Source organism: Actinomadura sp. NPDC000600 (assembly GCF_040492135.1).
Classification (GTDB): Bacteria; Actinomycetota; Actinomycetes; order Streptosporangiales; family Streptosporangiaceae; genus Spirillospora.
Map to the genome: position 1 here is coordinate 71,946 of NZ_JBEUPD010000002.1, position 12,716 is coordinate 84,661.

A 12,716-nucleotide genomic window follows, 5' to 3' on the forward strand; every position below is an offset into this window, starting at 1 on the left:
CTCATGTCGCCGACCTCCACTCACCATAATGCGCATTAGTGATCATTTGCCGCTGTTCGGACATCGTTCCCGCAGGTGACAGGGCCTCTGACAGGGCCTCTGACAGGGCCTCGGTCTCCTTGCTGATCGCCGAGCTCATCTCCCGCAGCAGCCCCTGGACCTCGGCGACGTCCCAGCGGTATCCGGCCAGCCGGTCCGCCACCTTGAAGATCGGCCCGCAGAGCCGGTCGCGGCGGAACTGGTACCTGGCGAGCGCCTCGTGCTCGGCGGCCCCGCGCAGCATCTCCGCCACCGCCTGCTCCAGCAGGTGCGCGTCGCGCAGCGCGTCGGTCATGCCGTGCGTGCTCAGGGGATCGAGGAAGCCGCCGGCATCGCCGACCAGCGCCCAGCCCGGGCCCCACGCGCCGCGCAGGAAGCCGGGACGGCCCGGGAAGGCGTGCAGCCGGCGGGGCGCCTCGGCGGCGGCCAGCCGGTCGCCGGCCTGACCGGCGATCTCCGCGGCGAGCCGCCGGTAGCCGCGGCGCAGATCCCCGGCGACCTCCCGGGCGAACCGGTCGGCCGGGACGCCGGTGAACAGGCACACGCGTCCGTCGTTGGTGGGGATGAGCCCGGCGCTGCCGCCCGGCCGGTAGAACCACTCGTACCCGTCGGTCGGCAGCCCCGTCCAGTATCCGTAGACGATCGCGCCGGCCCCGGTGCCGACGTGCTCCGTCCGCGCGCCGGCCCGCCGGGCCACCAGGGAACGCGCTCCGTCGGCGCCGACGGTCAACCGCGCGCGGACCCGCACCGGATCGCCGGAGCGGGTCCGGCCCACCACCCCGGTGACCCGCCCGCCGGAGTCGCGGACCAGGTCGGTGACGGCCACTCCGAACCGCACCTCCGCGCCCGCCGCGACGGCCGCGTCCACGAGCACCGAGTCCAGCAGGGTCCGCCGGGGCGCGTACAGCGCGTCCACCCCGGCGGCAGGCTTGATCGACACGGTGACCGTCTCGCCGGGGTAGTGGAACCGGGTCCGGCGGACGGGGGGCGTGCCCGCGGCGGCGATCCGGTCGAGCAGCCCCCAGCGGTGCAGGAGCGTGGCGCCGCCCCGCATCAGCGCGTGGGTGGACAGCGTGTCGGTGCCGCGCCGGGCCCGTTCCAGCACGAGGACGCGCAGTCCGCGGCGGGCCAGCAGCATCGCGGTGGCCGCGCCGGCGCAGCGCGCGCCGACCACGACGGCGTCGTACTCGCCGGAAGGGGCTTGCGGGCGGGGAGCGCCATGCGGATCGACGGCGTGGGAGGCGCGCCGGTCCGGCCGGTGGTGCGGGGTCGAGGCAGGCATCATCGTGTTCCGTTCGTCAGTGCGGCGTCCGTCGCGGCCGTGCGGCACGCCGGACGGCGATGTGGTCGGCGAGGTAGGCGGCGTCGTGCCGGGCGCCGCCGATGAACGTGGAATCGCGCCGGTACTGGAACCGCAGCCCGATCGCGTACAGGCCGGGGGCGGCGGTCACGCCCCGCCGGTGCCGGATCCGGCCGGTCCCGTCCAGCACGGGGACCTTCAGCCACGGGTAGCGGGGCCGCATGCCGGTGGCCCACACGACCGTGGAGACGGCGGCGCGCCGCAGGTCGAGGGTGCGCGGCCCGGACTCCAGCAGCACCGGCGGGACGGGCTCGGCGTCCGGTACCGGCGAGCCGGCCACATGGTCGTCGATCCCGGCGAGGACCCTGCGCAGGCGCGCCTCGGCCGCCGCGGTGGTGGCGCCCAGGTCGTCGGCGAACCGGACGGCCCCGCCCTCCACCGCCGCCAGCCGCCCCGCCACCCGGACTCCGCGGTCCCGCAGTGCTCCGAGGTCCACGGCCCGGTCGGAGCCGCTGAGCTGCAGGGACGGCTCTCGCAGCGCGCGCGCCGGGTCGGGCAGGTCGTCGATCACCCGGTCCAGCGACCCCGTGCGCTCCAGCCACCAGAAGATGTCCCGGCCGCGGTAGCGGCGGGGCAGCCGGCTGTGCGCGCCGACCGCGAGCGTGATCTGCCGCCCCGCCCGGCGCAGTTCGTCGGCGATCTGCACGCCGGACGCCGAGGCGCCGACGACCAGCACGCCGCCCTCGGGCAGGTGCGCGGGGCTCCGGTACCCGGCCGCGGTGACCTGCACGAGGTCCGGCGGCAGCCCGGCGGCGCACCCGGGCACCTGCGCGTGGGCGTGGTAGCCCGTGGCGATCACCAGGTTCGCCGCCGTCCAACTGCCGCGGTCCGTGCGGACGACGTATCCGCCGTCCCCGCCGGGGAGCTGCCGGACCTCGGTCACCGCGGTCGACTCCACGACCGGCGCGGCGAACGAGCGGGCGTAGTCCTCCAGGTAGGAGGCCAGGCCCGCGGCGGTCATGAAACCGTCCGGGTCGGCGCCCTGGTACGCCCGGCCGGGCAGCCGCGTCAGCCGGTTCGGGGTGAGGAGCCGGCACGAGTCCCAGCGCGCGCTCCGCCAGCGTTCGGCGATCCTCCCGCGCTCGACCACCACGTGGTCGACGCCGCGATCGGCGAGGTGGCGGCTCATCGCCAGGCCCGCGTGCCCGGCGCCGATGACGACGGTGTCGATGTGACCGATGTCGATGAGGTCCGTGTCGGTGCGGCCTTTGCCGTGGCTGTACACGATGGGCTCCCCGTGCGCCGGCGGTCCGGCGCTGCCGATCGATGAGTGGATGGGGCGGGGGGCGAGCCGGCACCGGCTCGGTGAGCGCGGCACCGGCCCTGTGACCCGTGCCGGCCCGCTGGGCGCGGTGCCGGCGGGCGGACGCCGGCTCAGTCGGTGGCGACGTCGATCTCGACCGGGGCGCCGTTGGTGATCACGTCGTACACGGCCGACCGGGCCCGCGACTGCTCGACGAGCCCGCGCAGGACCTCGTCGGAGGCGTCCCCGGAGATCCTGAAGCCGACCCGGATGCCCTGGTAGCCGTTGCGGACGTCCTGCGACAGGCCCAGGATGCCGAGCAGGTCGATGTCGCCCTCGACGGTCGACTCGACCTCGGTGAGGGTGATGCCGCGCGCGGCGGCGATGTTGGCCAGGCCCGCGGTGAGGCACGCGGCCAGCGCGTGCAGCAGGAACTCCACCGGGGTGGGGGCCTTGCCGCCGCCGACGAGCACCGCCGGGTGGTCCGCGTCGTAAGCGAACTCCTCGGTCCGGGTGGTGTCCTCCTGGCCCGCGCCGTAGAAGCCCTTGATGGTGCTGCGGTTGTGCGTGCCGCTGATCCAGCGGTTGGTCGCGCGGAACTGGAACCGGGCCAGCTCGGGCTTGCCCTTGACCGCGTCCAGGGTGGCGAACAGGGCCGGAACGTCGACGCCGTTGCGCGGCGCGCGGCTGAGCGTGGTGGCCATTGTGCTTCTCCTTCTGTCGTCCCGCCCGTGCCGCGGCGGCGCCGCGGACTGTGCTGCCGTTCGGGACGACGTGAGGAAGCTACGAAGGGCGCCTTCCCCGGACCTTCCCCGATGGCTCCGGCCCGGGAAGGTCGCGGGGAAGGGCCGCGGAAGGTCCTCGCGCGAGCGTTGTGGTCGGCCGATGGTTCACGACGTCGCGAGGAGAAGGCCATGCGGACGGAAGGGACGGCGACGAGGCCGCCGTCGACGGACACCAACGGGATCGAGGCGCGCGCCGGGAGCGAGGCCGGCGCCAGGATCGAGGCGGAGGGCCTGAGCCGGGACGCGGGCGGCAGGCGCATCATGGACGAGGTCTCGCTGGTGATCGAGCCGGGCGAGCTCGTCGCGGTGCTCGGCGGCAGCGGCGCCGGAAAGACCACGCTGCTCGAGACGCTGGCCGGGCTGGCCGCGCCGTCGGCGGGCGGGGTCCGGCACGACGGCGCCGACCCGGCGGCGGGCGGCGCGGTCGGCTTCGTGCCGCAGGACGACATCATCCACACCGAGCTGCCGTTGCGGCGCACGCTCGCGTACGCCGCCCGGCTCAGGCTCCCGGCCGGGACGCCGGAGGCGGCGATCTCGCGCCGGGTCGACGAGATCCTGCACGGCCTCGACCTGGCGGAACGCGCTTCCGTGCCCGTGAGCGCCCTCTCGGGAGGGCAGCGCAAGCGGGCCAGCATCGCGGTGGAGATGCTGGCCCGGCCGCGGGTCTGCTTCCTGGACGAGCCCACGTCCGGATTGGACCCGGTGACGTCCGTCGAGGTCCTGAGGCTGCTCCGCGCCCTGTCGGGCGGGGGCGTCACCGTCGTCCTCTCCACGCACCGGCCGGAGGACGCGGATCTGTGCGATCGGGTGGTGCTGATGGCCCCCGGCGGCACCCTGGCGTTCAGCGGCTCGCCGGAGGAGGCCAAACGGCAGTTCGGCGTCACAGACCTGGCCGACGTCTATGTGCTGCTCGACGGCGCGGCGGGCCACCGCGAGCCCACGGCCCCGGAGGCGTCCACAGCACCCACGGGCTCCGCGGCGCCGGGCGTGCCTTCGCGGCACCGGCCGGGCCCGATCCGCCAGTGGTGGCACCTGACCCGGCGCAACGCCGAGGTCATGGTCCGCAACCGGCTCACCCTCGCCGTCCTGCTCGGCTCACCGGTGCTGGTGACCTCGATGATGGCGGTCCTGTTCGAACCGGGCGGGTTCGCCCCCCGCGGTCACGGGGCCGCGCCGGTGCAGATCGTCTTCTGGCTCGCCTTCGACGGCTTCTTCTTCGGCCTCACCTACGGCCTGCTCCAGATCGTCGGGGAGTTCGGCGTCTTCCGGCGCGAGCGGTTCGCGGGACTGAGCGTCACCGCCTACCTCGCGTCCAAGATCACCATGCTGGTGCCGCTGCTCGCGGTCGTCGACGTGCTGCTGCTCGGCGTCCTGCGGATGCTCGACCGGCTGCCGCCCGCCGACGCGCGGGTGTACGCGGCGCTGTTCGGCGTGATCCTCATGGAGGCCACCTCGGCGCTCGCGCTGGGCCTGCTGGTCTCGGCGGCCGTGCGGAACGCCGCCCAGGCGTGTCTGGCGCTGCCGATGCTCTGCTTCCCGCAGGTGCTGTTCGCCGGAGCGGTGGTCCCGGTGACGGACATGGCGGCGCCGGGCCGCGCGTTCGGCCAGGTCCTGGCGAACCGTCACGCGTTCCAGGCCCTCGGCTCGCTCCTTGATCTCGACGAGCGCTTCGCCGGCTCTCCCGACCTGTCGTCCTACGTGCCCGCCTTCACCGTGAGCGCCTGGCGCGACCTGCTCCTCCTCGCGGTGCTGGGCGTCGCCGCGTTCCTCGCGGCCGTGTGGACCCTCCACCGGAGGACCCTCCCCACCAGCCGCTGACTGGTGCGGTGACCGCCTTCGTGCGGCGTTACTGGCGGCTTCCCGCACGCGTCGCTGGGAGTTCGCAGACGCCTGCTGATCTAGTGCCCCCCTCACTGCACCGCCCATTAGGGAGGCATCCCAGCCATGACGGAGTTCAACCGGCGGCGCTTTCTGCAGCTGGCAGGTGGAACCGCAGCGTTCACCGCGTTGCCGAACAGCATCGCGAGGGCGGCTGCCATCCCGGCCCACAACCGCACCGGCACCATCCGCGACGTCGAGCACATCGTCGTGCTGATGCAGGAGAACCGTTCGTTCGACCACTACTTCGGCTCCTTGCGCGGGGTTCGGGGCTTCGGTGACACGCGCCCGGTGACGCTTCCGAATGGCAAGACGGTGTGGCACCAGTCGGACGGCACCAAGGACGTCCTGCCGTTCCGTCCCGATGTGGACGACCTCGGAATGGAGTTCATCCAGGGCCTCAACCACGACTGGAACGGGGGGCACAAGGCCTGGAACGACGGCAAGTACGACCAGTGGATCCCCGCCAAGACGGCGACGACGATGGCCTACCTGACGCGTGAGGACATCCCGTTCCACTACGCGCTCGCTGACGCGTTCACCGTGTGCGACGCGTACCACTGCTCCTTCATCGGCAACACCGACCCGAACCGCTACTACATGTGGACGGGGTACACCGGTAACGACGGTGCCGGCGGCGGGCCCGTCCTGGCGAACGACGAGCTCGGCTACGACTGGACCACGTACCCAGAGCGGCTAGAGAAGGCCGGGGTTTCCTGGAAGGTCTACCAGGACGCGGGGGAGGGCCTGGACGCGGCCGGATCCTGGGGCTGGACGAACGACCCGTACATCGGAAACTACGGCGACAACTCGCTGCTCTACTTCAACAAGTACAGGAACGCCAAGCCGGGCGACGCTCTCTACGAAAAGGCCCGAACCGGAACCAACGCCAAGGCCGGGGACGACCTGTTCCGCATTCTGAAGGCGGACGTGCTGGGCGGCAGACTCCCGCAGATCTCGTGGATCGCCTCCCCTGAGGCGTTCAGCGAGCACCCGAACTGGCCCGTCAACTACGGCGCCTGGTACATCGCGAAGGTGCTGGACGCGCTGACCGCTAAGCCGGAGGTGTGGAGCAAGACCGTCCTGCTCGTCACCTACGACGAGAACGACGGGTTCTTCGACCACGTCGTGCCGCCCGTCCCCCCGTCCTCGCGCGCGAAGGGCCTGTCCACCGCCGAGCCCACCAACGAGATCTACCCGGGGTCGGCCAAATACGTCGCCGGCCCGTACGGGCTGGGCCAGCGGGTCCCGATGTTCGCCGTCTCACCGTGGAGCAAGGGCGGCTGGGCCTGTTCGCAGGTGTTCGACCACACCTCGATCATCCAGTTCATGGAGCGGCGCTTCGGCGTGCGCGAACCCAACATCTCGCCCTGGCGCCGCGCGGTGTGCGGGGACCTCACGTCAGCGTTCGACTTCGCGCGTCCGAACGAGCGGCCGGTGCCCCTTCCCGACACCAGCGGATACGCGCCCAAGGACCACGAACGGCACAACGACTACGTCCCCACCCCGCCGAAGACTCCTGCCCTGCCCGAGCAGGAGCGGGGCGTCCGTCCCGCGCGGCCTCTGCCCTACGCACCCGTGGTGGACGGCAGGCTCCGCGGCGGCAAGCTCGTCATCGACTTCTCTGCCGGGACCCAAGCGGGCATCTGTTTCCACGTGACCTCTTGTAGCCAGACGGACGGCCCCTGGACCTACACCGTCCACGAGGGCAGGAAGCTGTCGGACTCGTGGAAGATCGACGGAGCCTACGACTTCTCGGTGCACGGCCCGAACGGATTCCTGCGGCGGTTCAAGGGGGCTGCCGGCACCGGAGTCGAGGCGACCGTCCGCGACAACCGCGGCACGTTGAAACTCCTCCTGGTCAACAACGGCAAGTCCGTCTGCCGCCTCACGGTCTCCAACGCCTACGGCGGGCGTTCGGCGAGCTACACGATCCCGCCCGGCGGCCGAGCCGTCCACAACACCGACCTGGGCCGGACCAAGTCCTGGTACGACCTCTCCGTGACCTGCGCGACCGACAAGTCCTTCCTGCGACGCTTCGCCGGTCACGTGGAGGACGGCAAGCCCAGCACGACCGACCCGGCCCTGAGCACCTGACCCGTCCCGGCTACACCCCCGTGACGCCCTCGCCAAATACCACCTCGGCGAGGGCGCCCACGAATGCCAAAAACAGACCGCCCTCTTCTTGGCCAAAGCACCTAACCGCCGCACCACCCGAGAAAACCCAGGTCGCTCCCAACCGAGAACCCGATCAACGGATTGCGCAGGTCTCCATGGCCAAAGCGAATATCGGCGAAGCGCAGGCCGACCGCCCTCGGCGCAGCGGACCCGGACGGCAGCCGCGAAGCGGGCACCCTTGATGCCAAGCGCGCGCACCGGCAATGCGCTCGGCTGAAGTCCGTTCTCGTGAGGCCCAGTCTCACCGTCGGGGCCTCATCGCTGTCCCGGGAGACTCGTAGGGTGGCCCGGTGCGCTACCTGACGGACACCTTTGCCGCCGGTGCTCTTCGACGCGGCCAGGAGGTGGAGCAACTCCTTGGCGCCTTTGAGGAGGAGGGGCGACGGGGGCTTCGGTGGTGCTGCATCTGGCCCCCGACGCGTTTCCGTGGCTTTGTCGTGCGATTGCACGTCGTCGAAGAGTGCGAGTCGCTCCCGGTCGATGAGTTCCCGGCCTTCAACGCGGCAGACGAGGACGGGGCCAGGACCGTGGGCGAGACCGAGTCGGCAGAAGCCGCCCTTGCACTGGCCGAGCAGCAACTGGGCGCCGACCGCGGACGCTGGGTGAACCAGGGCGTCCTGCTCGATGAGTACCGAGACTTCGTCGAGACCGGCCGTCCACTCGGCCCATGGCAGCCGTAATGACATTCCGCTGCAGTCAAAAGGCCCGGAACCAGAGAGATTCCGGGCCTTCTAGAGAGCTTCAATAGCTGGGGTTACTGATTTGCAGGTGGGTGTGGGCGAGGAGGCTGTTGAGCAGTGCGGGCCGGTGCTGGATGCGTTTCAGGCGGGTCTTGATCAGCTGCATGAGCTGGTCGATGGTGTGCTTGGTGAGGTTGGCCAAGGACCGTTTCAGGTGTGACCACACACCCTCGACGGGGTTGAGTTCAGGAGCATGGGGCGGCAGGTAGAAGACGGTGAGCCAGTCCCGGGCGGCCAGGTAGCGGCGCATCCGAGCCGAGCGATGTGTGTTGAGGTTGTCCCACACGACGACGATCGGCCCACCGAGTTGCTGGTGAGCGGCATCCAGTAAGCGGATGTAGTCGCCCTCGTCGAACCCTTTCCTCTCGTGTTGTCGGCCGCGGTAGGCGTGTGCGCGGTAGATCAGCCGGGGATGCTCGCCGGGCTTGATCGCCACGAGCGCGGCCAGCGAGATCCGGTGGGTGCCGCGGGAGGTGACGCGCACCACCGGTGTGCGTCCGCGCCGTCCCCAGGTGGTGCCTTTGGGCGGCCTCAGCCCCTGGCCGGCTTCGTCTTCGAAGCAGATCCAGGCGCCCAGGTCCGCCGCGGTGCTTCCACCGTCGGCCACACCTCCGCCCGCCACCGGTCGACCCGCTGCTCGTCGCGCTCGGCCGCACGGCGGGTCGGCGTCTGCACGCTCCACCCGATCCGGTGCAGCAGCACGTCCACTCCGGCCGGTGTGTAGGAGACCGAGAACAGCTCCCAGATCACCTCGGCGATCCGCGCGAGTGTCCACCGCTGGTCTTCGGTCCAGCCGTGCGCGGCCGGGCCGAGATCCAACGCCTCCTCCAGGAGATTCACCTGGTCATCGGTCAGTTTGCATTTCGCGCCGCCGGCTCCCTTGGACGCCAGCGCCGCCGTACCGCCGCTCTGCCAGGCCCGCCGCCACCGGTTCACCGACATCCGCGACACACGGAACCGCCGCCCGATCTGCGCATCCGACAGCCCCACCTCGAACAGCCGGGCCGCCTCCAGCCGCAGCGCCTCCCGCCGCGCCCGCTCCACAGCGGTCAACCCGCCGCCCTCGCCATACCGCATCCACCAAGGGAAACCCGCCCACACCCGACAGGCCAGTCACCACCAAGACACAGTCGGTAACCCTAACTATTGAAGCTCTCTAGCTGGTCAAGAGATGTGGGCAGGGGCGGGGTCGAACCGCCGACCTTCCGCTTTTCAGGAGTAGCGATCAGCCTCGTGAGCTCCCGGCCGCCGAGGTCAGGCGGCGCCGGACGTGTGTCGCTGAGTGTGGTCGGTGGCCGACGTTGCCGTCAGGGTTGCCGTCACCTTGCCGACTCGATCTCGACTTGCAGGATGGGCTCCCCGGCGTGTTCCGGCGGTAGCGGCAGAGTGGTTTCAGGCGACTTTCCAGGTGCGGTCGCCGAGAGAGGCCACGAGGTCGAGGTGACCGCCCAGAGCGGTGACGTAGTCGCGGACGACGTCGATGCCGGAGACCTCTCCATGCTCGATCTTGGAAATTCTGGCCTGGCTGACACCGAGCATCTCCGCCAGTTCGGCCTGGGTGACTCCAGCAGCCTTACGGATCTCGGACAGTTGGTAGCCGCGGATATAAGCTTCCGTACGTTCCTGCGCTGCGGCCTGGCCGGCGGCGCGCTCGGCCGGAGTTCGAGGGTCAAGCTCGGCAGCCTTGGCCTTGACATCGGACCACTTGCTGTAACCGGTACTCATTGTCCCTCCTGTTCCTTCAGAGCGATCAGGTGCTCGGCGAAGCGTTCGTCGGCCAGTGGTATCGCTTCCCGGTACCACTGATTCCAGTTACCGGACTTGTCGCCGGCGACAAGGAAGATCGCTTCTCGGGCCGGGTCGAAGCAGAACAGTATTCGAATCTCGCTGTTCCCTGACGAGGGTGGCCGTAGCTCCTTCATGTTGTGGAAGCGGCTGCCTTGTACCCGGTCGGCCAGTGGGCGGCGTGCTGTCGGCCCCTCCTCGGCGAGTTGGTCGATCGCGTGCTTGATCAGGTCTGCGGTCTCCGGGTCGCTCACGCAGATCGCGAGGTACCACTCCTCGACCTCGGGGTGCAGGCTGATCTCCCAACTCACAGCGCCATTATAACCTATGAGTCATATCGTCGGAGGTGGCCGTCGCCGTCAAGAAGTGATGACCACCCGGCCGCCACCTCGTCATCCTCCTCGACGGCCCCGGCGCCCCAGACGCTGCTACGCCCGCCTGGACGACGCATCTCAGGCCGCCCGTCGACCACGCGGCCGGGGGCCGCATCCGTGCCGCTGTGGACCTCGGCTCGGTGCGGATGCACCACATGCGGTAGACCTGCGTCTCGCTGCTCCTGGCCCTCGGCGTTCCGCCGCACATCGTCCGGGACATCGTCGGGCACAGCGACATCGAGGTGACCATGACGATTTACGCTCACGCGGCGCTGGACGAGAAGCGGGCGGCGCTCGGGCGGCTGGGGGATGTGCTCGGCTGAGGCCGTTGCTGTCACCGTTGCTGTCAAAAGGCCCGGAACCGAGGATGGTTCCGGGCCTTTTGGCTGGTCACGAGGTGTGGGCAGGGGCGGGGTCGAACCGCCGACCTTCCGCTTTTCAGGCGGACGCTCGTACCGACTGAGCTACCTGCCCAGGACGCGCGTCGGCGCGTCTGGCGGTCCTGACGGGATTTGAACCCGCGGCCTCCACCTTGACAGGGTGGCGAGCACTCCTAACTGCTCCACAGGACCTTGCTGCTCCGAGCCTAGCGGCTCTGGAGGGGTGTCTTGGCCGGTTTTCCCGGCGCTTGGCGACGTCCGAGAGCATACGCGATGGCCGAGTGCGTCGCCAACTCGATTACCCCGGGCGGGGGAGGGGACGAACGGGGCAGGGAGATACCGGGCGGGCAGGTGTGTTTCGTGTTTGTGCTTGGGGCTCCTACTCTGTCCGAGTTACGCAACCGTGCGTGATCGGAGGGTGGCGCCGCTTCCCTGGCGGGGGCGGCTGTAGAGAGGAGGCCGCGTGGTCGCGAAGCTCCCAAACGACCAGAGCGCGGAGGACTACCAACGCGGGCTTGGCACCCGCCAGATCCAGATGCTGGCCATCGGCGGGACGATCGGCACCGGGCTGTTCCTGGGCGCCGGAGAGAACATCGCCAAGGCCGGGCCGAGCCTGATCCTGACGTACGCCGTGGCGGGGCTGGCCCTGTTCTTCGTCATGCGGGCGCTCGGCGAGCTGTTGACGTACCGGCGGACGGAGGGCGGGTTCGCCGGGTATGCCCGGGAGTTCCTCGGGCCGTTCTGGGGCTATGCCACGACCTGGACGTACTGGATCATCTGGGTGACGACCGGGATGGCGGAGCTGACCGCGGCCGGCAAGTACATCCAGAAGTGGTGGCCGGGCGTCGAGCAGTGGCAGACGGCGCTGGTCGCGCTGGTGGTGCTGTTCGTGGTGAACCTGATCTCGGTGAAGCTCTTCGGCGAACTGGAGTTCTGGTTCGCGATGATCAAGGTCGCGGCGATCGTGATGATGATCCTGGTGGGGCTCGGGGTGCTGGTCTTCGGGTTCAGCGACGCCGGGGACACCGCGCGGGTCGGGAACCTGTGGGACCACGGGGGCGTGTTCCCCGAAGGGGCCGGGGCCACGATCATGACGCTGCAGATGGTGATGTTCGCCTACCTGGGCGTCGAGCTGGTGGGCGTGACGGCGAGCGAGGCCAAGGACCCGGAGAAGAACATCCCGCGGGCGATCAACGCGCTGCCGCTGCGGTTCGCGCTGTTCTACCTGGGGTCGCTCCTGGTGATCCTCGCGGTGGTGCCCTGGACGGCGTTCAAGGGCGGGGCCAGCCCGTTCGTGCTGGCGTTCGACCGGATCGGGATTCCGGGCGGCGGGGACATCGTCAACTTCGTGGTGCTGACGGCGGCGCTGTCGTCCTGCAACGCGGGCGGGCTCTACTCGACGTCCCGGATGCTGCGGACGGCCGGCGTCAACGGGGACGGCCCGAAGGTGCTCGGACGGCTCAACGGGCGTGGTGTGCCCGTGCTGACCGTCGTCATCTCCGCGCTGGTCATGGGCATCGGCGTGGTCGTCAACGCGGTCGTGCCGGACAAGGCGTTCGAGTACATCACGTCCGTCTCCACCGGTGGGGCCCTGCTGGTGTGGACGGTCATCCTGCTCGCGCACATGGCCTACAGGCGGCGGGCGGCGGCCGGTGAGCTGCCGGAGGCGCCGTACCGGATGCCGTGGGCGCCGTACACGAACTGGGCCGTGCTGGCGTTCTTCGCGTTCGTCACGGTGACGATCGCCTGGGAGGCCGACACGCGGATCGCGCTGTACGTGATGGGCGCGTGGGCGGCGCTGGTCGTGGTCGGCTGGCCGTTCGTCCGGCGCAGCTCCCAGGAGGCGCGGGTTCCGGTGGCCGTGGCCGAGGAGAGCGTCTGAGGGAGGGGCGTCCCGGCGGTCGGCCCGCCGGGACGCCCTCCGCCGTGGGATGATCCCCCTGGCGGTTCCTTC

Annotated in this window: 11 protein-coding genes and 2 tRNA genes; 4 read left to right on the forward strand and 9 right to left on the reverse strand. The window is 70.5% G+C overall.

Features of this window, described 5'->3' with window-relative positions; all coding sequences use genetic code 11:
• Position 1: 1 nt before the first annotated feature.
• The 3 genes from ABWI07_RS03160 to ABWI07_RS03170 form a co-directional block, all read right to left on the reverse strand.
• Entirely contained in the window at positions 2-1,321 is a 1,320-nt protein-coding gene (locus tag ABWI07_RS03160) for an NAD(P)/FAD-dependent oxidoreductase (protein WP_353817548.1), read from the reverse strand.
• A 16-nt stretch (positions 1,322-1,337) separates the two neighbouring features.
• Positions 1,338-2,624, reverse strand: a complete 1,287-nt coding sequence (locus ABWI07_RS03165; protein ID WP_353817549.1) for a flavin-containing monooxygenase — start codon at positions 2,622-2,624, stop codon at positions 1,338-1,340.
• A 149-nt stretch (positions 2,625-2,773) separates the two neighbouring features.
• Complete coding sequence (locus ABWI07_RS03170; RefSeq protein WP_353817550.1) at positions 2,774-3,346, reverse strand: OsmC family protein; 573 nt, start codon at positions 3,344-3,346, stop codon at positions 2,774-2,776.
• 210 nt (positions 3,347-3,556) lie between these two features.
• Between ABWI07_RS03170 and ABWI07_RS03175 the strand changes: the two genes are divergently transcribed.
• The 3 genes from ABWI07_RS03175 to ABWI07_RS03185 all read left to right on the forward strand — a co-directional run bounded on the left by ABWI07_RS03175 (position 3,557) and on the right by ABWI07_RS03185 (position 8,163).
• On the forward strand, positions 3,557-5,245 hold the full coding sequence (locus ABWI07_RS03175) for an ATP-binding cassette domain-containing protein (protein ID WP_353817551.1): 1,689 nt from the start codon (positions 3,557-3,559) through the stop codon (positions 5,243-5,245).
• 126 nt (positions 5,246-5,371) lie between these two features.
• Positions 5,372-7,402 carry a phosphocholine-specific phospholipase C gene (locus ABWI07_RS03180; RefSeq protein ID WP_353817552.1) on the forward strand — a complete coding sequence of 677 codons (2,031 nt, stop codon included), beginning with the start codon at positions 5,372-5,374 and terminating at the stop codon, positions 7,400-7,402.
• A 371-nt stretch (positions 7,403-7,773) separates the two neighbouring features.
• The gene (locus ABWI07_RS03185; protein ID WP_353817553.1) at positions 7,774-8,163 is read left to right on the forward strand and encodes a hypothetical protein; all 390 of its coding nucleotides are present in this window, start codon (positions 7,774-7,776) and stop codon (positions 8,161-8,163) included.
• 61 nt (positions 8,164-8,224) lie between these two features.
• Here ABWI07_RS03185 and ABWI07_RS03190 read toward each other — a convergent pair whose 3' ends face one another.
• From ABWI07_RS03190 to ABWI07_RS03215, 6 genes are all read right to left on the reverse strand, one after another.
• Positions 8,225-8,830, reverse strand: a complete 606-nt coding sequence (locus ABWI07_RS03190; RefSeq protein WP_353817554.1) for a transposase — start codon at positions 8,828-8,830, stop codon at positions 8,225-8,227.
• The gene (locus ABWI07_RS03195) at positions 8,755-9,300 is read right to left on the reverse strand and encodes a winged helix-turn-helix domain-containing protein (protein ID WP_353817555.1); all 546 of its coding nucleotides are present in this window, start codon (positions 9,298-9,300) and stop codon (positions 8,755-8,757) included. Before ABWI07_RS03195 ends, ABWI07_RS03190 begins: the two co-directional genes overlap by 76 nt.
• A gap of 315 nt (positions 9,301-9,615) precedes the next feature.
• A complete protein-coding gene (locus ABWI07_RS03200) occupies positions 9,616-9,948 on the reverse strand; it encodes a helix-turn-helix domain-containing protein (RefSeq protein ID WP_353817556.1) in 333 nt (110 codons plus the stop codon).
• Positions 9,945-10,319, reverse strand: coding sequence for a type II toxin-antitoxin system RelE/ParE family toxin (locus tag ABWI07_RS03205; protein WP_353817557.1), 375 nt, complete (start codon positions 10,317-10,319; stop codon positions 9,945-9,947). The genes ABWI07_RS03200 and ABWI07_RS03205 overlap by 4 nt, the downstream gene beginning before the upstream one ends.
• A gap of 463 nt (positions 10,320-10,782) precedes the next feature.
• Positions 10,783-10,856 (reverse strand) — tRNA-Phe (locus tag ABWI07_RS03210).
• 20 nt (positions 10,857-10,876) lie between these two features.
• Positions 10,877-10,954 (reverse strand) — tRNA-Asp (locus ABWI07_RS03215).
• Positions 10,955-11,225: 271 nt separating this feature from the next.
• On the opposite strand from ABWI07_RS03215, the gene ABWI07_RS03220 reads away from it, so the two are divergent.
• Positions 11,226-12,644: an amino acid permease gene (locus tag ABWI07_RS03220; RefSeq protein ID WP_353817558.1), complete on the forward strand. Its 1,419-nt coding sequence runs from the start codon at positions 11,226-11,228 to the stop codon at positions 12,642-12,644.
• Positions 12,645-12,716 lie beyond the last annotated feature (72 nt).